The sequence below is a fragment of the Klebsiella sp. CN_Kp104 genome (assembly GCF_040064515.1).
Lineage (GTDB): Bacteria > Pseudomonadota > Gammaproteobacteria > Enterobacterales > Enterobacteriaceae > Klebsiella > Klebsiella aerogenes.
The window spans coordinates 137,752-158,398 of sequence record NZ_JBEAII010000006.1 but is presented as its reverse complement, the minus strand read 5'-3'; the positions used below and the strand labels follow the sequence as shown (position 1 = coordinate 158,398).

Below are 20,647 nucleotides of genomic sequence, written 5' to 3'. Positions count from 1 at the left end.
GCAGGCTTTTAGCGGGAACTGACGATGCTTGTCTATTGGCTGGATATTATTGGCACAGCCGTATTTGCTATCTCCGGCGTATTGCTGGCAGGAAAATTACGCATGGACCCTTTCGGGGTGCTGGTATTAGGCGTGGTTACCGCCGTGGGCGGCGGAACCATCCGCGATATGGCGCTGGCCAATGGCCCGGTGTTCTGGGTTAAGGATCCTACCGATCTGGTGGTAGCGATGGTCACCAGTATGTTAACGATTCTACTGGTCCGCCAGCCGCGGCGCATGCCGAAATGGGTACTGCCGGTGCTGGATGCCGTCGGCCTGGCGGTGTTTGTGGGCATCGGCGTGAATAAAGCCTTTATTGCCCATACCGGCCCGCTGGTAGCGATCTGCATGGGCGTGGTCACCGGCGTCGGCGGCGGGATTATCCGCGACGTGCTGGCGCGAGAAGTTCCGATGATTCTGCGCACCGAAATCTACGCCACCGCCTGCATTGTCGGCGGTATCGTGCACGCGACGGCGCACTATACCTTTCAGCTGTCGCTGGAAAACTCGGCGATGTTAGGCATGGTGGTGACGCTGGGGATACGTCTGGCGGCGATTCGCTGGCACCTGAAGCTACCGACCTTTGCGTTGGATGATAACGGACGGTCATAAAAGCAAAACGGTAACCTTGAGGTTACCGTTTTTCGTGTTTGCCGCTCTCTTTGTGGGAGAGAGCTGGATTCGCTTGCGTTAAACGCTGAACGAGGAGCCGCAGCCGCAGGTGCTTTTCGCGTTCGGGTTAGTCACGATGAAACGTGACCCTTCCAGACCTTCGGTATAATCAACGGAGCCGCCAACCAGATACTGCAGGCTCATCGGGTCAACCACCAGGCCGACGCCCTGTTTCTCGATGGTCATATCGCCTTCGTTGATCTGATCGTCAAAGGTGAAGCCATACTGGAAACCGCTGCAACCGCCGCCGGTGATGTACACGCGCAGTTTCAGGTTCGGATTATCTTCATCCGCAATCAGATGTTTTACTTTGTTCGCTGCGGCTTCGGTGAACTCCAGCGGCAACGCTACGTCATCACTCATTTTTTGCTCCCATTGATACTTCCGGCCGATTAAAGAATAACCGGGCCTTTTGAGCCATTATCTAATACCCTGGTAAATCGTTCAAGTATTCTCCCGGGGTACCTGCTGCGCTTTCGCCGCCTCTTCGGCCTTCTGTTTCGCCAGGGTACGCTGCAGAATGGTCGAATACAAAGGCTTACCTCCGAGGAACTGCGCCAATAGTGTTGCCCCAAGGCAGGTAATAATCATTGGCAAAATGAGCTGATAGTTATCGGTCATCTCCAGCACCAGCACAATTCCGGTGAGTGGCGCGCGTACCGAAGCCGCCAGCAACGCCCCCATCCCGGCGATAGCGAAGGTACCGGCATCCAGATGATAGGAGGGAAACAGCGGGATGGCAGCCATGCCGAATGCCGTTCCCAGCAGCGTCCCCAGCGCCAGCATCGGGGCGAAAATCCCTCCCGGCGCGCCGGAAGAGAAGCACAGCAGCGTGGTAATGACGCGAGCAATAAAGATGAACAGCAGCAGCCCAACCGAGAAGTTACCGGCAGCAGCGATCGGGATAAGGTTAAAACCGCCGCCTACCGCCGTTGGCTGCATCAGGCCCAGCAGGCCGCAAAGGCCGCCGATAAGCCCGCCAATCAACACCCATTTTTTGATATTGCCGCCGTGGAAGCGCTGGAACATATCCTGCGTCCGCAGCACCAGAGCATTAAACAATGGCCCGAAACAGCCAAAGATCATGCCCAGCACCAGATACAGCCACAGGGTATTCACCGGCGCATTGCTCAACTTGCCGACTTCGATAATCGCCCCTTCGCCGTTAAAAATACGAAACACGATGCTCGACATGATCACGCCGGTAAACACGGCTTTAATCGAAATCAGATTGTAGCGGAACTGCGGGCGCATCTCTTCGATGATAAAAAGGATGCCCGCCAGCGGCGCGTTGAAGGCCGCGGAGAGGCCTGATGCCGCGCCGGTGGCCAACAGCGTGTGCCGCGCTTCCGGGCTGCGCAGACGAAACACATCCACCACCATGCGCCCGATATTGCCGCCAAGCTGCACCATCGGCCCTTCGCGCCCCAGCACCATCCCGGCGCCCAGCGTCCCCATACCACCGATGAATTTTACCGGTAGCACGCGCCACCAGCGTACCGGGCGCAACTCTTCCAGCGCGCCTTCGATTTCCGGGATCCCGGAACCGCCGGCCTCCGGCGCAAAGCGGCGCACCAGAAAATAGCCAACCATCGCCAGCAGCCCCGACAGAATGAAGGCCAGCGGCCAGACGAGGTACCAGTGGTCCGCCACCTGCACCAGGGCGCCAATTCGCTGGTTCTGCACCCAGTTCACGCTCTTTTCAAACGCCACGCCCACCAGCCCGGCCAGCGTGCCGACCACCGCCGCCATCAACAATACCGCCAACGGCGTTTTGTCGCGTTGAATCAAACGGCGGACCGCATCACTACGGCGCACGCGAACAAACTGATGTGCTTCAAAAGAGGGAGTTTCTGCTTTCATGCCATTATCATTTATTGGTAATACAAATGAGAAGAGAGGCATTCTAGCCGCCTCCGCGCCGCGCGTCGCCAAAAAATTGTTTCGTCCGCTTAATGTTTCAATTGGGCAAAACTTTCATAACCTTCATGGAATAACTTAGAATAGCCCGATAACTTTATTCACGAACCAGGATCCTGGCCATGAGCAAATCTGAAAATCTGTATAACGCCGCCCGCGAACTTATCCCCGGCGGCGTCAACTCGCCGGTCCGCGCCTTTACTGGCGTCGGCGGCACCCCGCTGTTTATTGAACGTGCGGATGGCGCCTACCTGTACGATGTCGATGGTAAAGCTTATATCGATTATGTCGGTTCCTGGGGCCCAATGGTGCTGGGTCACAACCATCCGGCCATTCGTAACGCGGTGATTGAAGCGGCAGAGCGCGGGTTAAGCTTCGGCGCGCCAACCGAAATGGAAGTCAAAATGGCGGAACTGGTTACTGAACTGGTGCCGACCATGGATATGGTGCGCATGGTAAACTCCGGCACCGAAGCCACCATGAGCGCCATTCGCCTGGCACGCGGCTTCACCGGCCGCGACAAAATCATCAAGTTCGAAGGATGCTACCACGGTCACGCCGACTGCCTGCTGGTGAAAGCCGGCTCCGGCGCGCTGACTCTCGGCCAGCCGAACTCGCCGGGCGTACCGGCGGATTTCGCTAAGCATACTCTGACCTGTACCTATAACGATCTTGCCTCGGTACGCGCGGCGTTTGAACAGTATCCGCAGGATATCGCCTGTATCATCGTCGAACCAGTGGCCGGTAATATGAACTGCATTCCGCCGCAGCCGGAGTTCCTGCCGGGCCTGCGCGCGCTGTGCGACGAGTTTGGCGCGTTGCTGATTATTGACGAAGTGATGACCGGCTTCCGCGTCGCGCTGGCGGGCGCCCAGTCTTATTACGGCGTGGAGCCGGATCTGACCTGTCTGGGTAAAATCATCGGCGGCGGTATGCCGGTGGGCGCTTTCGGCGGTCGCCGCGAGGTCATGGACGCGCTGGCGCCGACCGGTCCGGTATACCAGGCCGGTACGCTGTCAGGCAACCCTATCGCCATGGCCGCAGGCTTCGCCTGCTTAAGCGAAGTGGCGCAGCCGGGCGTGCATGAAACCCTGACCGAGCTGACCAATCAACTGGCGGATGGCCTGCTGAACGCGGCGCGCGAAACCGGGATCCCGCTGGTGGTGAATAATGTCGGCGGCATGTTCGGCATCTTCTTTACCGAAGCCGAAACCGTCACCTGCTATCAGGATGTGGTGAAGTGCGATGTTGAACGTTTCAAGCGTTTCTTCCACCTGATGCTGGAAGAAGGGGTTTACCTCGCCCCGTCAGCGTTTGAAGCCGGCTTTATGTCCGTCGCCCATAGCGAAGCGGATATCAACAACACTATCGATGCCGCGCGTCGGGTGTTTGCCAAGCTGTAAGGTAGTTGAATGCCTGGTGGCGCAGGGATTTTCCCGGAGGCGGCGCATTGCGCCTTGTCCGGGCTACCAAATCGCGCAGCGCTGTAGCCCCGGTAAGCGCTAGCGCCACCGGGGATGTTGAGGCCATCGGGATCGTTAGCGGCTCTGCTTTCTCAGCAAATAGATAAAATACGGTGCGCCGATAAACGTCGACAATAGACCTGCCGGGATTTGGTAGGGGAACATTATCATTCGCCCGCACCAGTCGGCGAACACCAGCAGCATCCCGCCAATCAGCCCGGAAATGACCATATGCGGCATCGTCCGGCGAAAGCCCATCATCCTCGCAATGTGCGGCGCCATCAGGCCAACAAAACTTAACGGCCCAATGGTTAGCGTCGCCGTTGCCGTCAGGCTCGCCGCCAGCAGCAGCAACCCAATACGCGATGGCGTCAATGCCATCCCTACCGCTCGCGCCGCCTCGCCGCCGAGCGGCAGGATGGTCAGCCAGCGGCGACAGAGCGGCGCCAGCGCCAATAGCGCCAGCATTACCACGCCGCTACGCAGCACCATCTCCGGCGTCGCGCTATAGGTCGAACCGGACATCCACGTCAGGATCTGCGCCATGCGCGGATCGCCGCTGGCCTGTAGCATCATCAATAGCATGGTGAAGGCGGTACTCAGCGCCATCCCCGCCAGCAGCATCCGGTGCGGCGAGAATCCGCCGCGCCCGGCGGCAACCAGGATAACCAGCAGCGTCGCCGCCGCGCCAAGACTGCCGGCTGGCAGCAGCCAGACAAAGGCGTTGCCCGGCACAAAGAACAGCATCAATACCACGCCAAACGCCGCGCCAGAACTGATACCCAGTACTTCCGGGCTGGCCATCGGGTTACCGGTCAGGCGTTGAATGATACAACCCGCGACGGCCAGCATCACCCCGGCGAACAGCGCCGAGAATACCCGCGGCCAGCGCCAGGGCATCAATTGCTCCAGCAGATCGCCGCTGGCCCATTGCCACCCCTGCGCATCACGGCCAAAGGTCAGCGCGGCGGTTACCGCCAACAACATCAGCGCCAGTCCGCCCAGCGCGAACCACTGCACGTTGCGGCGCTCAATCAACGCTTTATCGCCGCCATTCATCACCGGCGCGCTGATGCTACGCAGCCGCGGCAGCAGCCACAGCAATAAAGGCGCGCCAATCAGCGCGGTGACTGACCCGGTAGACACTTCTCGCCATATCCGGCTGAGCCAGAGAATAATTTGGTCGGAAAGCCACAGGATCAGCGCGCCAAGCAGCGCCGCCAGCACCAGCCGCGATAGCAGGCGGCGGGCGCCGAGCATTTTCGCCAGTAGCGGCGCGAACAGACCGATAAAGCCGATAATACCGACCGCGTTGACCAGCAGCGCGCTTATTACTATCGCCAGGGTCAAGACGCCAAGGCGCGCCAGAGAGAGCGCCAGCCCGAGATTCCGCGCCACGCCATCATCCAGCCCCATCAACGTTAACGGGCGTAACAACAGCAGCGTCAACATCGCGCCGCCAAGCAGCTGCGGCCACAGGCGCTGCGCCACGCTCCAGTCGGTCTGCGTCAGCGTACCGGTACTCCACAAGAACATGCTTTGCAGCTGGTCGTGATGGAAAATCACCATCAGTTGATTGACCGCGCCGCAATAGAGACTCACCACCAGACCGGCCAGAATCAGCGTCACCGGCGACAGACGTTTTCCCCACGAGACGCCGAACACCAGCGCGCCGACCAGGCAAGCGCCAGCCAGCGCGGCAAACTGCGACGCCAGCACACCGGGGATCGCCCATAGCGTCGTCACCGTCATTCCGAGCTGCGCGCCGGTAGCGACGCCGAGCGTGGTCGGCTCTGCCAGCGGGTTACGCAGCACCTGCTGGAACAGTACGCCAACGAGCCCCAGTCCGGCGCCGACCAGCAACGATACAGCCAGCCTCGGCAGCAAGCTGTAATGGAACAGCATCTGGGCGATATTATCGCTATCCGGCTGCCACAGCGCCTGATGCCACTGCGCGTAAGGTAAAGCCACCTGAAGGTTGACGATGCTCAGCGCGAAAGCGGCAACCAGCAGTACGGCCAGCAGGATCATAGCTAACGGCGAGAAACGCGCGTTCATACTGCCCTCCCCTGCGCATCGGCCAGTACGCGGGCGAAATGCATCGCCGACAGCGTCGCGCCATAGAACCACACCGCCGGAAGACGCTGGAAACGCCCCGCACGCACGAAAGGCATCGCCTGCCACAGCGGGGTCGCCATCAGTTGGGCCATCTCCCGATCGTTACCATGATCGAAACAGATAACATCGGCTTCTTTAAATTCCGCCAGCCGATCGATGCCTACGGTGATACTGCCCCAGAATGCCGCTTCGCCGCGCCAGGCGTTTTTGATGCCAAAGCGATCGAGCACTTCCTGGAACAGGCAGTTCTCGCCGAATACCAGTACATGGCGAGCATCAAGTAGCGAAATCATCAGCAGCGGACGATCGTCACGGTCGACAAATCGTGGACGCAGGCTTTCCATCAACGCGTCGAACTCCGCCAGATGGCGCTTCGCCTGCTGTTGCTTACCCAGCAGGTCGGCCATTCCCTGCAGCGAACGCTGGGCCATCGCCAGCGGCCGTTTGCCGTCGCTGAAGGTGAAACCGCGACCGGGCGCGATACGCGCCAGCTTTTCCGGCGACGGGCCATAGCCTGCCGACCAGACGATAAACGACGGTTTCATCTGCGTCAGTAATTCAAGATTGGGTTCAGTGCGCAGGCCGACATCAATCACCGAGGCGGGCAACGCCGGTTCATTCACCCACAGGTTATAATTGGGAATGTCGGCCACGCCGTAGGGCGTAACGCCGAGCGCCAGCAGCAGTTCGGCCGGCAGCCACTCCAGCGCGACGACGCGCTGCGGATCAACTTTTGCCGCCTGCGCGCCGCGCATCTGCCACAGCAGCGGCGACAGCGCCATTGCCGTCAACAGGCGTCGACGTGAGAAGAAGTTCGAATTTTCCATCAATAGACAAAACTTACCGGCGCTGCGCCCGCCGGGTGCGGCAGGATCCCCATCGGGATGCCGTAGATTTGCTCCAGCGTTTCGCTGCGCATCAGCTCCGCGGGCGTCCCCTGGGCGATCATTTCGCCGCCGCGCAGCGCGACCAGATAATCGCAATAGCGGGCGGCCATATTAATATCGTGCAGGACCGCGATCACCGTCAGGCCACGCTGCTGGCTGAGACGATGCACCAGCGCCAGCACATCGACCTGATGGGCGATATCCAGCGCCGACGTCGGTTCATCGAGCAGCAAACAGCGGCTATCCTGCGCCACCAGCATGGCGATCCACGCGCGCTGGCGTTCGCCGCCGGAAAGACTGTCCACCAGCCGATGCGCCAGCGGTTTCAGCCCCACCAGCGCAATGGCTTCTTCTACTTTTTCGCGATCCGCCGCGCCGAAGCGCCCCAGCGCGCCGTGCCACGGATAGCGGCCAATCGCCACCAGTTCGCGCACCGTCATCCCTTCCGCCGCCGGCAGCTGCTGCGGCAGATAGGCCACTTTGCGGGCAAACGCCTTGCTGCTCCAGCTGTCCAGCGGCTGGCCGTCCAGCAGCACATCGCCCCCGGAAGGCGGCTGATGACGGCCAAGCATTTTCAGTAACGTGGATTTGCCGGAACCGTTATGGCCTATCAGGCCAGTGACTTTTCCTGCCGGGAAGGTCAACGAAAGGGGATGAAGCAGCGTGCGGCCAGGCACGCGAAAGGTCACGCGATTTAACGCAAACGTCGTTTCAGAGTGCGGAGTCTGTTCCTGCATAGCAACAACCTGATATTGGGCGCGGCGAACCGCGCCCGTGAGTAGTTAGAAGCGGAAGGTTGCGGTAGCAACAACCTGACGTTCCGCTCCCCAGTAGCATGCGTACTCGCTATAGCAACTGGAGACATATTCGCGGTCAAACAGGTTGTTGACGTTGACGCCGACCGAAGACCCCGGCAGACCAAAGCGCGCCAGATCGTATTTCACCGTCGCATCCATCAGCGCATAACCGGCCACATTGAAGGAATCATTTTTCTTACCGGTGCTGGTGTCATTTTTGTAGTAGCTGACCGTCGAACCGATATAACGCGCGCCCGCGCCAATCGTCAGCCCGCTAAGCGCGGTTTCGTGGAAGGTGTAATCCGCCCACAGTGACGCCATGTTACGCGGCACTTCCGCCGGACGCTTGCCTTCGAAGACGGTGTCGTGAGTGTATTCGGCATCGGTATAGCTGTAAGCCGCAGTCAGGTTGATATTGGCATTGACCGCCGCTTTCGCCTCCAGCTCAAAGCCGCGGGAGCGGATTTCACCGGTTTGTACACTGAACAGTCCGGTCGGATCGTTCGGGTCTGCCGTCAGGTTCTTATCTTTAGTCAGCTGATAGACCGCCGCGGTCACCACCACCGGCATATCTTTCGGCACATACTTCACGCCGGCTTCATATTGCTTTCCGCGCGACGGATCGAACGGCTTGCCGGTGCTATTGGAACCCGATACCGGTTCGAACGATTCGCTGTAGCTGAAGTACGGGGAGATGCCGTTATCGAATAGATAGTTGATACCGCCGCGCCAGCTGAACTGCTGGTCGTGATTCTCCGCCATGCTGCTGGTGGAACGGGTGAAGGTAGACGTGGTGGCGTAATCGTAACGACCGCCTAAGGTCATCACCCATTTATCCCACTCCATCTGATCCTGCGCGTACAGGCCCGTCTGCTCCATACGGTTAAGGACCGCATACGGGAAGTTGACGTTCACGTTCGGATTGCCGTACTGCGGATTGGTCATGCTAATGGCATCGGCCGTACCGTAGTCTGCGTCAACGTCGTTACGCATCCGCGAGTAGTCCACGCCGGTCAGCAGGGTGTGATTCACCGCGCCGGTGGCGAAATCAGACTGCAGTTGCGTATCGACGGTAAAGGTATTCAGGTGCTCATCGGAACGCACGTAGGCACGATTGATTTTCCCCGGCTCCTGGTAACCATTGCCGTAGACCGAACGATACAGCGTATGCACGTCGGCATAGCGCAGGTTCTGACGCACGGTAAAGGTGTCATCGAACTGGTGGGAGAAACTATAGCCAACCATCTGCTGGCGACGCGCCATCTTGTTATCGGACTCGCCTTCGTTGAAATCGGTCGGCAGCTTGTGGGCCTTACCGTTGGCATCGTAATACGGCACCACGGTGCCTTCGCGCGGCAGCCAGCCGTAGTAACCCGCATCCGGGTCATTCTGGAAGTTGCTCAGGAAGGTGAAATCGGTTTTATCATCCGGACGCCAGCTGAAGGACGGAGCGATGGCGTAACGGGTCGATTTCGCCATCTGCTGCTGCGCATCCTGGCTGCGGCCTAATCCGGTCAGGCGGTATGACCACACGCCGTCATCATCAATGGCGTCGCTGAAGTCGAAACCGGTTTGCCACAGGTTATCGGTGCCCATCTTAAACTGGACTTCTTTCAGCGGCTCGGTGGTCGGACGCTTGCTGACCATGCTAACGATACCGCCCGGGTTGCTGTTGCCGTACAGCACCGAGGTTGGCCCGCGCATCACTTCCACGCGTTCCAGGAAATACGGATCCATCGAGACTTCAGAGTAGTTGTTACCCTGCAGCTTCATGCCATCCAGATACTGGTTGGTGTTCACCGTGCTGGAGGTGGTGAACCCACGAATGGTGACCACATCATAGGTGGTCGAGCTACCGCGAGTGGAGAAAACGCTCGGCGTGTAAGAGAGCGCTTCTTTGACCGTTGTCGGCTGCTTCATGTCCATCTCTTCGCGGGTGACCACGGAGATAGACTGCGGCGTTTTTTCAATGGGAGTATCGGTTTTGGTCGCCGTGGCGGAACGCTTCGCCGCGATAGTCGGGGCCGGCCCCCAGGCGCTTTCCTGGCTGGCGGGCGCCGCGGTAACGACGAGGGTTTCTTCTTTCGGTTGTTCCGCAGCCTGCGCATAAACAGACATGCCGCTAACCGCCGTGGCTACTACGACTGCGATTTTACGCAGCGAGTGATTTGGCTGAGCAGTTTTAAGACGCGCCATTGGTATATCTCTGATGAAAGTGAATGATAACGTAAACGAGAATTATTATTATGACGGGTGACATAATAGGCGAAACGCGGAATCTAAGGCAAGCGCTATGCCGGGCAGGAAGCGCCAAGGGATTAATAAATAACCAGACGGTTATTAAGGAGTTATCACGGTGTTACGCAGATGCCTGCAATAAAAAAGCCCCCTAATACCTTCGTATTAAGGGGCTATTCAGACGTTCGGCTTAAACGGTTTTAGTTGCCGCCAAACATATCTTTAATCCAACCGGCAACGCCATCGCTCTTCTCCTGCTTCGCAGGTTGCTGCTGTTGCTGCTGCGGTTGGTTAGCAGGCTGCTGCTGGCCGGACTGGTTGAACGGGTTATTGGCTTCCTGTTGTTGCTGCTGCTGTTGCTGCAGGGCTTCGCCCTGACGGCACAGCGCATCCGGCGAGGTGGTCCATACCGGCAGCGTACGCATACCGCCGCTGCACTGGAAGTAACCATTGCTGTCCACGCCCATATCCACCACGTCTTCCGGCGGCGTCAGCGCCAGCGGCGTCGGGGTCTGGTTAGCCAGGTAGCGCTGATAAATCGACATCGCGCCGCTGGCCCCGTACAGCTTGGTCGGCTGGTTGTTATCGCGGCCAACCCAGGTAATCGTCACCTGGCTGCCATCGATACCGGCAAACCAGGTATCCACGTTGTTGTTGGTGGTCCCGGTTTTACCCGCCAGATGCAGGCCAGGATATTTGGCGCCAAGCTGACGGCCGGTACCGCGCTGCACCACCTGCTGCATGGTCCACAGGGTCATATAGGCCGCCTGCGCCGGAACGGCGCGTTCCGCCTGCGGGTAGCTCTGGTACAGCACCGTACCATCTTCAGCAATCACGGAACGCAGCGCCGACAGCGTCGCGCGGTTACCGCCGCTGGCGATGGTCTGGAATGCCTGCGCCACTTCGATTGGCGTCAGGTTAAGGGCGCCGAGGATCATCGCGGGAACCGCATTCAACTGGTCTTTCGGCACGCCCAGCTTCTGCCAGGTATCGGTGATCGCCGGCAGCCCCAGCGACATCCCGAGGTTAACCGTCGGCACGTTCATCGAACGGGTCAGGGCATCCACCAGCATCACCTGACCGCTAAAGCGGCGATCGTCGTTCTGCGGCGACCAGGTCTGGCCGTTCGACAAGCGAATCGTCACCGGCGCATCGGCAATCCACGTATTCAGGCGATACTGGTTCGGCTGGCTCAGCGCGGTCAGATAAGTGGCCGGTTTTGCCAATGAACCAATCGAACGACGCGCCTGCATCGCGCGGTTGTAGCCGGCAAATTGCGGCTCCGCGCCGCCGACCATCGCCCGGACTTCACCGGTAAAGCGATCGACCACCACCATGGCGGTTTCCAGATCCGGCAGCTTACGCTGTTTCTTCAGCACCGGGATCCCTTCAATGGCCGCTTTTTCCGCCGCATCCTGAGCCACCGGGTCAAAGGTGGTAAAGATCTTCACGCCGGAGAGATCTTTCACTTTATCGCCCAGTTTCGCCTGCAGTTCCTGGCGCACCATCTGCATGAACGCCGGCTGCGGTGAAATCACTCCGCCGCGCGGCTGCACGCCCAGCGGACGCGCGCTCAGCATATCGTACAGCTCCTGGTCGATAATATTCTGCTGCTGCAGCAGACGCAGCACCAGGTTACGCCGCTCCAGCGCCAGTTTCGGGTTACGCCACGGATTATAGATTGACGCCCCTTTGACCATCCCGACCAGCAGCGCCTGCTGATCGAGGCTCAGCTCTTCTACCGGACGGCCAAAGTAGTACAGGCTCGCCAGCGGGAAGCCACGGATTTCATTATCGCCGCTCTGACCGAGGTACACCTCGTTCATATACAGCTCAAGGATACGATCCTTGCTGTAACGGGCGTCAACAATCAGCGCCATATAGGCTTCGTTGGCCTTACGCCAGTAGGAACGCTCGCTGGACAGGAACAGGTTCTTCACCAGCTGCTGAGTCAGGGTACTCGCCCCCTGCACCGTACGCCCCGCTGTCAGGTTCGCCAGCACCGCGCGGCCCATTGAGTACAGGCTGATGCCGTCATGCTCATAGAAGTGGCGGTCTTCGGTCGCCAGCAGCGTATCCACCAGCAGATCCGGGAAACCACTGCGCTTCACGAACAGGCGCTGCTCGCCGTTCGCCGACTGCAGCATGGTGATCAGGCGCGGGTCGAGACGGAAGAAACCGAACTGACGGTTGTTATCCATATTCTCGATGGTATCCAGATGATCGCCATCGAAGGTCAGACGCGCGCGCACCTGCCCCTCTTTGCTATCCGGGAAATCGAACGGACGGCGGATCATTTCGATGCTGTTAGCCTGTACGGTGTATTCGCCAGGGCGCGTCATTGCGCTGACCTGACGGTACTGGGTCGCATTAAGCAGGCGCACCATCTCGTTTTTGCTGATCTGCATATCCGGCTCAAGGTTGACCATCCGGCCATACACTGCCGCCGGCAGTTCCCAGACTTTACCGTCAATACGGCTGCGAATTTTCTGGTCGAGGTAGACGCCATAGGCGGCAATAATTACCGCAAAGACAATCCCCAGCTTAACCAGCAGCCACAGCCAGCTGCGCTTACGACGAGGCTTATTGCCTTTGCCCTTTCCTTTCTTCGGCATTGGTCGTTCATCCTCATAATCGTCATCGTAATCATCGTCGTAGTCCTCTTCCCGGACCCGGCGACGGGTGACTTTTTGTTTTGCCGGGCGTGAAGGTCTCCCTTTACGTCCGATAGGCTCGCGGTCATCTCCCGCCATGCTTTTTCTCCGCAACTTTCAGGCGTAAAGGCCTGATTCTCAATACTTCCCCCTACAGGAGGAAGAAGATATCTCTCAATTTCACACCCGCCGCGCTGCCGCGGCCGACGTCTTTCATATCATCTTCGAAGAATAATTCATTAAACAAATCATATAATTATCTGTTTAAGCTGAAGAATATCTCCGGACATAGCACGAATTGTCCAGGCCACAGAGAATAGCACTAATCCGCGCCATTCTTAACCAGCATTTTACAACCGTAAAACGCGATAAACGGTAAAATATGATGTTTTTTAATAACATAAATGTTGCGCCGCGTGACTGCGGCCAGCGATTTTCGGAACCACGCCCACAGCAAGGGCGCGGCGCCTCAGGAGTATTTTTTCGTCCGCCGGGTCGGCGCGGTATTCGCCGGGTCATCCGGCCAGACATGTTTCGGATAGCGCCCTTTCATCTCTTTTTGCACCTCGCGGTATGCCCCCTGCCAGAAGGCGCTTAAATCCCGGGTAATTTGTAATGGTCGCTGCGCCGGCGAGAGTAACTCCAGCACCAGGGGAACCCGTCCTTCGGCAATGCGCGGCGTCGCCGCCTCGCCGAACATCTCCTGCATCCGTACCGCCAGCGCCGGCGGGTTATCTTCATGATAACGAATAGCGATACGGCTGCCGGTCGGCACCGTGTAATGGGTCGGCAGCTCGCTATCCAGCTTCTGGCGTAACGTCCACGGCAGCCAGTTTTGCAGCGCCTGCCGCAGGTCTACCGCCTTGAGCGCCCGAAGCGAATGCACCCCGGTCATCTGCGGCAACAGCCACGCCTCCAGCGAAGCTAACAGCGATGCGTCATCAACGGCGGGCCAGTCCGCTTCCGGCAGCCACTGCGCGGCGCAGTACAGCCGCAGGCGCAGTTGTTCAGCCTCCGGCGTCCAGTTCAATACCCCGAGCCCCTTATCGCGAATACCGTTGAGCATTGCCTGATGCAGCTCCGCTTCCGACGGTTTCGCCAACGGCTGAGTTTTTATCACCAGCTGGCCAATGCAGCTACGCCGCCAGGCTTTTAGCGTCCCCTGCGCTTCATCCCACTCCACGGTATCGGAGCGTTGTATCAGCTCAGGACGCTGCGCCACCAGTTGGTCAATATCCAGCGGCAGCGCCAGCAAAATTCGCGCATCGGGCGCCGAACTGCCCTGTAGTAGCAGCGGCGCAATTAGCCATTCGTGACGACCGAGCGCGTCATCGGCATCCAGCATCGCCCCCATGCCGTTAGCCAACTGATAGCGCCCTTCCTGGCCGCGTCGACGGGCGATCCGGTCGGCAAACGCTGGGGCCAGCAACGCCGCCATCCGCGCAGCGTCTGGCTGACCGCCGCGGCTGGCCAGCCGCTTCAATAACTGCTGCGTCCGCTGCTGCCAGTTGCCCTGCTGGCGCGCAAACGCGGCGCCTAAATCGCTGCTGCCGCCGCGCGGCGGCTCCTCAAGAATAGCCGCCAGTTTCGCCGCCGTCGCCGCGTCATCCGCGGAATCGGCCGCCGTCAGCATGGCCGCCAGACGCGGGTCGTTACCCAGCGCCGCCATTTGGCGCCCGTGAGCCGAAAGGCGTTCGCCCTCCAGCGCCGATAGCGCCGTCAACAGACGCCGCGCCGCCGCCAGATTGATCGCCGGCGGTAGGTCCAGCCAGCGAAGCTCGGCCGGATCGCGGCAGCCCCACTGCAGCAACTCCAGCAGCAGAGCCGATAGATCGCTTTGCAGAATTTCCGGATCGCTCTGCGCCGCCGCGCGCTCCGCCTGCTCTTTCGCCAGCAGATGCAGGCAGATCCCCGGCTCCAGACGCCCGGCGCGACCGGCGCGCTGGGTCATTGACGCCTGGCTTATCCGCTGGGTGATTAGCCGGGTCAGGCCGGTGCGCGGATCGAAGCGCGCGACCCGCTCCTGAGCGCTGTCGACCACCAGGCGAATGCCTTCGATCGTCAAACTGGTTTCAGCGATATTGGTCGCCAGCACCACTTTGCGCATCCCGGCGGGCGCCGGGAGAATCGCTTTGCGCTGTTCGCTCAGCGGCAGCGCGCCGTACAGCGGGCATAACAGCACATCGCTGGCCACACGCTCGCTTAATTGTTCCTGTACGCGCTGAATTTCGCCAACGCCGGGCAGGAATAACAGCATCGAGCCCTGTTCCTCACGCAGCAGATCCGCGGCGGCTATCGCTACCGCTTCGGCAAAACGCTGATGGCTCGCCAGCGGCGCAAAGCGACGTTCAACCGGGAACGCGCGCCCTTCGGAAACCACCACCGGCGCCTCCGGCAACAGACGCTGCAGACGATCGTTATCCAACGTCGCCGACATGATCAGCAACTTGAGATCGTCACGCAGCCCCTGCTGGACGTCCAGCAACAACGCCAGCGCCAAATCCGCCTGCAAGCTACGTTCATGAAATTCATCGAGGATCACTAGCCCCACGCCGGAAAGTTCCGGATCGTGCTGCAAAGTACGGGTTAAGATCCCTTCAGTAACCACTTCCAGGCGGGTATTTGGCCCTACGCAGCTTTCAGCGCGCATCCGGTAGCCTATCGTTTCTCCCGGTTTTTCTCCCAGTAGCTCCGCCAGACGCTGAGCGACGTTACGTGCCGCCAGCCGCCGCGGCTCCAGCAGTATAATCCGGCCATCAATGTTGCCGTCGGCGAGGATCTGTAACGGCAGCCAGGTTGATTTACCCGCGCCGGTAGGCGCATTAAGCAACACCTGCGGCGCCTGCTGCAGGGCGGAAAGAAGTTCGGGAAGAATTGCGGCAACCGGCAATGAGGACACGAAGGGCTCCGGAGGTTAACATTCGAGGGCAAGCATTGTAGCATCCCCGTAATTCATTACCGAGTCTCTATCATGTCCGAGCCGAAACGGCTGTTTTTCGCTCTTGAACTGCCGAAAGCGATACAGAAACAGATTATTCACTGGCGCGCCGCCCATTTTGCCGACGATGCCGGAAGGCCGGTCGCCGCCGATAACCTGCATCTGACGCTGGCGTTTCTCGGCGACGTCAGCGCTGAAAAACAGCGCGCGCTGTCGGCGATGGCCGGACGCATTCAGCAACCGCCCTTTACCCTGACGCTCGACGACGCCGGCCAGTGGCTGCGTTCGCGCGTAGTCTGGCTCGGTACCCGCCAGCCGCCGCGCGGCATGCTGCAACTGGCAAATATGCTGCGTGCCCAGGCGGCGCGGAGCGGCTGCTATCAAAGCCCGCAGCCGTTTCATCCGCATATCACCCTCCTGCGCGACGCCCGCCACGCGGTGCCGATCCCGCCGCCGGGTTTTTGCTGGCAGGTGTCGGTCAACGAATTCGTGCTTTATGAGTCCAGCTTTATCCGCGGGCGCACCCGCTACAACGCGCTGGAACGTTATCCATTTACCAGGGAACTCTGATGCTGTTCACTCCGCCTTTGCAGTCCGCCACTTTAATTAAACGTTACAAACGGTTTCTGGCCGATGTCATCACGCCGGAGGGCCAGGCGCTGACGCTGCACTGCCCGAATACCGGCGCCATGACCGGCTGCGCCGCGCCGGGAGATACCGTCTGGTATTCCACTTCCGATAATCCTAAACGTAAATATGCGCATACCTGGGAATTAACTGAAACCCGGCAGGGGGCCGTCATATGCGTTAACACCTTGCGGGCAAATACCCTGGCGAAGGAAGCGGTACTCGCCGGAAATATCCCTGAGCTTGCCGGGTATAACATTCTGAAAAGCGAAGTAAAATATGGTGAAGAAAATAGCCGAATCGACCTTATGTTACAGGCAGAAGACCGCCGTAACTGCTATATTGAAGTGAAATCGGTTACGTTGGCGGAAAAAGAGTACGGTTATTTTCCCGATGCCGTTACCGCACGCGGTCAGAAGCACCTGCGGGAACTCATGAGCGTCGCTGCCGCGGGCCATCGGGCCGTGATTTTATTCGCCGTGCTGCATTCGGCGATAGACCGTTTCTCACCCGCGCATCATATTGATGCCAAATACGCACAGCTGTTGATAGAGGCGCAGGAAAAGGGGGTAGAAATTCTCGCCTGGAAAGCGGAACTTTCTACCAAAATGATGACTCTGAATAAGCCGATCGCCGTGGCGTTAACCCCCGGTAATTAAAAGGCTAAATTGTGTCCGGTTCGCGAGCGCAAATACGCTTTTCTTCACAGCGTTGTCAAGTGTAACGTTTAGATAATTGCTATCCGGAAAAGCATCTGCTATTTATAGCGGCCTGATTTTTCCCCCACATGGGGATCGATAGTGCGTGTTAAGGAGAAGCAACATGCAAGAAGGGCAAAACCGTAAAACATCGTCCCTGAGTATTCTCGCCATCGCTGGGGTGGAGCCGTACCAAGAGAAGCCGGGCGAAGAGTATATGAACGAAGCCCAGCTGGCGCACTTCAAGCGCATTCTTGAAGCATGGCGTAATCAACTCAGGGATGAAGTGGATCGCACCGTAACGCATATGCAGGATGAAGCTGCTAACTTCCCGGACCCGGTCGACCGTGCCGCGCAGGAAGAAGAGTTCAGCCTGGAGCTGCGTAACCGCGACCGCGAACGTAAACTCATCAAGAAGATTGAGAAAACACTGAAAAAAGTCGAAGACGAAGACTTCGGCTTCTGCGAATCCTGTGGCGTGGAGATTGGCATTCGCCGTCTGGAAGCGCGTCCAACAGCTGACCTGTGCATCGACTGCAAGACGCTGGCGGAAATTCGCGAAAAACAGATGGCGGGTTAATTCCCAGCTACCTCACTCTCTGGCGGGAGTTTCTCCCGCCTGATTCCCCTTGTGTTTAACATGACCGATTCAGACTATATAGGGCGCTTTGCTCCCTCACCTTCCGGCGAACTCCACTTCGGCTCATTAATCGCCGCCCTTGGCAGCTATCTACAGGCGCGGGCGAAAGGCGGTATCTGGCGCGTACGCATTGAAGATATCGACCCGCCGCGGGAAGTTCCCGGCGCCGCCGACACCATTTTGCGACAGCTCGATCGCTACGGTCTGCACTGGGACGGCGAGGTACTGTGGCAATCCCAGCGGCACGATGCCTATCGCGAGCGCCTCGCCTGGCTGCGCGATCGGGATCTCTGCTACTACTGCACCTGCACCCGCGCGCGCATTCACAGCGTCGGCGGGATCTACGACGGTCACTGTCGCGATTTGCGCCTTGGCGCCGAAAACGCCGCGTTGCGCCTACGCCAGACCCGTCCGGTACTGGAATTTTATGACCAGTTGCGCGGGACCCTCGTCGCCGACGAACCGCTGGCGCGGGAAGATTTCATCATCCATCGTCGCGATGGGCTGTTCGCCTATAACCTGGCGGTAGTGGTTGACGACCATTTTCAGGGGGTCAGCGAAATCGTCCGCGGCGCCGATCTCATCGAGCCAACGGTACGACAAATTTCGCTGTATCAACACTTTGACTGGCCTGTACCAGATTACGTACACCTGCCGCTGGCGCTGAATGCCGAAGGTAATAAGCTCTCAAAACAGAACCACGCCCCGGCCCTGCCGGAGGGCGATCCGCGCCCGGAAATTGTGCGGGCATTAACATTTTTGAATCAGGATGTCGTTGAGGATTGGCAAGCCCTGAGTATTGACGATTTACTCAAACAAGCGATAGCCAACTGGCAGCCAGCAAAAATCCAGCATTCTCAAATGGCTCCCGCTGAGCTATGATTAGCCGCTATTTTTGCTCGTCGCCCTTCAGGTTGCCCCTGAATTTGCCGTTTAAATGCAACCTGAAGCCCATAGAGTAATGTTTTATCCGAAGTTCGTCTGACACTACGAGGTGCACCATTTTTACCCGAGTCGCTAATTTTTGCCGCAAGGTGCTAAGCCGTGAAGAGCGCGAGGCAGAGGCTGCCGCCGTCGAACAAACGCATATGACGGTGATCCCGCGTGAACAGCATGCAATTTCCCGCAAAGATATCAGTGAAAACGCGCTCAAGGTGCTCTATCGACTGAACAAGGCGGGCTACGAAGCTTACCTGGTCGGCGGCGGCGTTCGCGACCTGCTGCTGGGCAAGAAACCAAAAGATTTTGACGTCACCACCAGCGCGACCCCGGACCAGGTACGTAAACTGTTCCGCAACTGCCGCCTGGTGGGCCGTCGCTTCCGCCTGGCGCACGTCATGTTCGGGCCGGAAATCATTGAGGTCGCCACCTTCCGCGGCCATCACGAAGGCCACACCAACGACCGCGTCACCTCCCAGCGCGGCCAGAACGGCATGCTGCTGCGCGATAACATCTTCGGCTCTATCGAAGAGGATGCCCAGCGTCGCGACTTCACCATCAATAGTCTTTATTACAGCGTGGCGGACTTCACCGTACGCGACTACGTTGGTGGAATGCGCGATCTGCAGGAAGGGGTGATACGCCTGATTGGCGACCCGGAAACCCGTTACCGTGAGGATCCGGTGCGCATGCTGCGCGCGGTTCGTTTCGCCGCCAAACTGCATATGCGCATCAGCGCCGAAAGCGCCGAGCCAATCCCACGTCTGGCTACCCTGCTGCACGACGTACCGCCGGCGCGTCTGTTTGAAGAAGTGCTGAAACTGCTGCAGGCGGGTTATGGTTATGAAACCTACCAGCTGCTGCGCGAATACAGCCTGTTCCAGCCGCTGTTCCCGACGATCACCCGCTACTTCACCGAGCGCGGCGATAGCCCGATGGAACACATCATCATTCAGGTGCTGAAGAACACCGATAACCGCCTGCATAACGATATGCGCGTTAACCCGGCATTCCTGTTCGCGGTCATGTTCTGGTATCCGCTGCTGGAAATGGCGCAGAAAATCGCGCAGGAGAGCGGGCTGGCCTATTACGACGCCTTCGCGCTGGCAATGAATGACGTGCTGGATGAAGCCTGCCGGACGCTGGCGATCCCTAAACGCATCACCACCCTGGTGCGCGACATCTGGCAGTTGCAGCTTCGTATGTCCCGCCGTCAGGGCAAACGCGCGTGGAAACTCATGGAGCATCCGAAGTTCCGCGCCGCCTATGACCTGCTTGAACTGCGCGCAGGCGCCGAGAACAACCACGAACTGCAGCGTCTGGCCAAATGGTGGGGCGAGTTCCAGGTGGCCGCGCCGCCGGAACAGAAAGATATGCTCAACGACCTCGGCGACGATCCGGCTCCGCGCCGCCGCCATCGCCGCCCGCGTAAACGCGCGCCGCGTCAGGGTAACGCATGACCCTGGTCTATATCGCCATTGGCAGTAATCTCGCCTCGCCGCTCGAACAAGTGAATGCGGCTATCCGCGCGCTGGCCGACATTCCGGACAGCCGCGTGGTGAGCGTATCTTCACTGTACCGTACACCACCGCTGGGGCCACAGGATCAGCCTGACTATCTCAATGCCGCCGTCGCGCTTGAAACCCCGCTCGCGCCAGAAGCGCTGCTCGATCACACTCAGCGCATCGAACTGCAGCAGGGGCGGGTGCGCAAAGCCGAACGCTGGGGGCCGCGTACGCTGGACCTCGACATCATGCTGTTTGGCGACGCAATCATTAACAGCGAGCGTCTGACGGTGCCGCACTACGATATGAAAAATCGCGGTTTTATGCTCTGGCCACTGTTTGAAATCGCCCCGCAGCTCCACTTCCCCGATGGCCTCGCCCTTCGCGCCGCGCTGGAAAATCTGGGCGCCGAAAAGCCTGCCAACTGGTAACCCCTACTCCCTTTTTTAGCATTTACGGCGATAGTGGTAATCGGTTGCCCAAAATCATTGCCCCCCTGAATGCTGCTGTTA

16 protein-coding genes are annotated in these 20,647 nt (G+C 59.0%); 8 read left to right on the top strand and 8 right to left on the bottom strand.

The genetic code is table 11. The annotated features are described in order from the left end of the window. Nucleotides 1-24 precede the first annotated feature (24 nt). Nucleotides 25-651, top strand: a complete 627-nt coding sequence (locus tag ABLU80_RS09710) for a TRIC cation channel family protein (RefSeq protein WP_032709911.1) — start codon at nt 25-27, stop codon at nt 649-651. A 78-nt stretch (nt 652-729) separates the two neighbouring features. Here the strand turns inward: ABLU80_RS09710 and erpA are convergent, their stop codons facing one another. Beyond that, nucleotides 730-1,074 (bottom strand): iron-sulfur cluster insertion protein ErpA, encoded by a 345-nt coding sequence (gene erpA, locus ABLU80_RS09705; protein WP_045359028.1) that lies wholly within the window; start codon nt 1,072-1,074, stop codon nt 730-732. An 81-nt stretch (nt 1,075-1,155) separates the two neighbouring features. Further along, a complete protein-coding gene (clcA, locus tag ABLU80_RS09700; RefSeq protein WP_015368182.1) occupies nt 1,156-2,574 on the bottom strand; it encodes a H(+)/Cl(-) exchange transporter ClcA in 1,419 nt (472 codons plus the stop codon). Nucleotides 2,575-2,753: 179 nt separating this feature from the next. On the opposite strand from clcA, the gene hemL reads away from it, so the two are divergent. Further along, nucleotides 2,754-4,034: a glutamate-1-semialdehyde 2,1-aminomutase gene (hemL, locus tag ABLU80_RS09695; RefSeq protein WP_032709909.1), complete on the top strand. Its 1,281-nt coding sequence runs from the start codon at nt 2,754-2,756 to the stop codon at nt 4,032-4,034. A 135-nt stretch (nt 4,035-4,169) separates the two neighbouring features. Here hemL and fhuB read toward each other — a convergent pair whose 3' ends face one another. The 6 genes from fhuB to hrpB all read right to left on the bottom strand — a co-directional run bounded on the left by fhuB (nt 4,170) and on the right by hrpB (nt 15,687). Further along, complete coding sequence (gene fhuB, locus ABLU80_RS09690) at nt 4,170-6,152, bottom strand: Fe(3+)-hydroxamate ABC transporter permease FhuB (RefSeq protein ID WP_032709908.1); 1,983 nt, start codon at nt 6,150-6,152, stop codon at nt 4,170-4,172. Continuing rightward, complete coding sequence (gene fhuD, locus ABLU80_RS09685; protein ID WP_348849935.1) at nt 6,149-7,039, bottom strand: Fe(3+)-hydroxamate ABC transporter substrate-binding protein FhuD; 891 nt, start codon at nt 7,037-7,039, stop codon at nt 6,149-6,151. Before fhuD ends, fhuB begins: the two co-directional genes overlap by 4 nt. Next, nucleotides 7,039-7,836 (bottom strand): Fe3+-hydroxamate ABC transporter ATP-binding protein FhuC, encoded by a 798-nt coding sequence (fhuC, locus tag ABLU80_RS09680; RefSeq protein WP_348849934.1) that lies wholly within the window; start codon nt 7,834-7,836, stop codon nt 7,039-7,041. Before fhuC ends, fhuD begins: the two co-directional genes overlap by 1 nt. Before the next feature lie 45 nt (nt 7,837-7,881). Then, nucleotides 7,882-10,092: a ferrichrome porin FhuA gene (gene fhuA / locus ABLU80_RS09675; RefSeq protein ID WP_087867526.1), complete on the bottom strand. Its 2,211-nt coding sequence runs from the start codon at nt 10,090-10,092 to the stop codon at nt 7,882-7,884. A 242-nt stretch (nt 10,093-10,334) separates the two neighbouring features. Then, nucleotides 10,335-12,887, bottom strand: coding sequence for a bifunctional glycosyl transferase/transpeptidase (gene mrcB, locus ABLU80_RS09670; RefSeq protein WP_015368189.1), 2,553 nt, complete (start codon nt 12,885-12,887; stop codon nt 10,335-10,337). Between the two features lie 370 nt (nt 12,888-13,257). After that, complete coding sequence (hrpB, locus tag ABLU80_RS09665; protein WP_348849933.1) at nt 13,258-15,687, bottom strand: ATP-dependent helicase HrpB; 2,430 nt, start codon at nt 15,685-15,687, stop codon at nt 13,258-13,260. Between the two features lie 72 nt (nt 15,688-15,759). Between hrpB and thpR the strand changes: the two genes are divergently transcribed. The 6 genes from thpR (at nt 15,760) to folK (ending at nt 20,566) form a co-directional block, all read left to right on the top strand. Continuing rightward, complete coding sequence (thpR, locus tag ABLU80_RS09660; RefSeq protein ID WP_348849932.1) at nt 15,760-16,296, top strand: RNA 2',3'-cyclic phosphodiesterase; 537 nt, start codon at nt 15,760-15,762, stop codon at nt 16,294-16,296. Beyond that, complete coding sequence (sfsA, locus tag ABLU80_RS09655) at nt 16,296-17,012, top strand: DNA/RNA nuclease SfsA (RefSeq protein ID WP_015368194.1); 717 nt, start codon at nt 16,296-16,298, stop codon at nt 17,010-17,012. The genes thpR and sfsA overlap by 1 nt, the downstream gene beginning before the upstream one ends. A 163-nt stretch (nt 17,013-17,175) precedes the next feature. Then, nucleotides 17,176-17,631: an RNA polymerase-binding protein DksA gene (gene dksA, locus ABLU80_RS09650; protein ID WP_007373199.1), complete on the top strand. Its 456-nt coding sequence runs from the start codon at nt 17,176-17,178 to the stop codon at nt 17,629-17,631. A 60-nt stretch (nt 17,632-17,691) separates the two neighbouring features. Continuing rightward, a complete protein-coding gene (gene gluQRS / locus ABLU80_RS09645) occupies nt 17,692-18,573 on the top strand; it encodes a tRNA glutamyl-Q(34) synthetase GluQRS (RefSeq protein ID WP_230250352.1) in 882 nt (293 codons plus the stop codon). 119 nt (nt 18,574-18,692) lie between these two features. Further along, entirely contained in the window at nt 18,693-20,090 is a 1,398-nt protein-coding gene (gene pcnB, locus ABLU80_RS09640; protein ID WP_260842139.1) for a polynucleotide adenylyltransferase PcnB, read from the top strand. Continuing rightward, the gene (folK, locus tag ABLU80_RS09635; RefSeq protein WP_348849931.1) at nt 20,087-20,566 is read left to right on the top strand and encodes a 2-amino-4-hydroxy-6-hydroxymethyldihydropteridine diphosphokinase; all 480 of its coding nucleotides are present in this window, start codon (nt 20,087-20,089) and stop codon (nt 20,564-20,566) included. Before pcnB ends, folK begins: the two co-directional genes overlap by 4 nt. The last annotated feature ends 81 nt before the right edge of the window (nt 20,567-20,647 follow it).

Coding starts and splice junctions, on each gene's coding strand:
- folK (WP_348849931.1), top strand. CDS start 20,087: ATGACCCTGGTCTATATCGCCATTGGCAGTAATCTCGCCTCGCCGCTC.
- fhuC (WP_348849934.1), bottom strand. CDS start 7,836: ATGCAGGAACAGACTCCGCACTCTGAAACGACGTTTGCGTTAAATCGC.
- ABLU80_RS09710 (WP_032709911.1), top strand. CDS start 25: ATGCTTGTCTATTGGCTGGATATTATTGGCACAGCCGTATTTGCTATC.
- gluQRS (WP_230250352.1), top strand. CDS start 17,692: ATGACCGATTCAGACTATATAGGGCGCTTTGCTCCCTCACCTTCCGGC.
- sfsA (WP_015368194.1), top strand. CDS start 16,296: ATGCTGTTCACTCCGCCTTTGCAGTCCGCCACTTTAATTAAACGTTAC.
- fhuD (WP_348849935.1), bottom strand. CDS start 7,039: ATGGAAAATTCGAACTTCTTCTCACGTCGACGCCTGTTGACGGCAATG.
- fhuB (WP_032709908.1), bottom strand. CDS start 6,152: ATGAACGCGCGTTTCTCGCCGTTAGCTATGATCCTGCTGGCCGTACTG.
- fhuA (WP_087867526.1), bottom strand. CDS start 10,092: ATGGCGCGTCTTAAAACTGCTCAGCCAAATCACTCGCTGCGTAAAATC.
- dksA (WP_007373199.1), top strand. CDS start 17,176: ATGCAAGAAGGGCAAAACCGTAAAACATCGTCCCTGAGTATTCTCGCC.
- mrcB (WP_015368189.1), bottom strand. CDS start 12,887: ATGGCGGGAGATGACCGCGAGCCTATCGGACGTAAAGGGAGACCTTCA.
- erpA (WP_045359028.1), bottom strand. CDS start 1,074: ATGAGTGATGACGTAGCGTTGCCGCTGGAGTTCACCGAAGCCGCAGCG.
- clcA (WP_015368182.1), bottom strand. CDS start 2,574: ATGAAAGCAGAAACTCCCTCTTTTGAAGCACATCAGTTTGTTCGCGTG.
- hemL (WP_032709909.1), top strand. CDS start 2,754: ATGAGCAAATCTGAAAATCTGTATAACGCCGCCCGCGAACTTATCCCC.
- thpR (WP_348849932.1), top strand. CDS start 15,760: ATGTCCGAGCCGAAACGGCTGTTTTTCGCTCTTGAACTGCCGAAAGCG.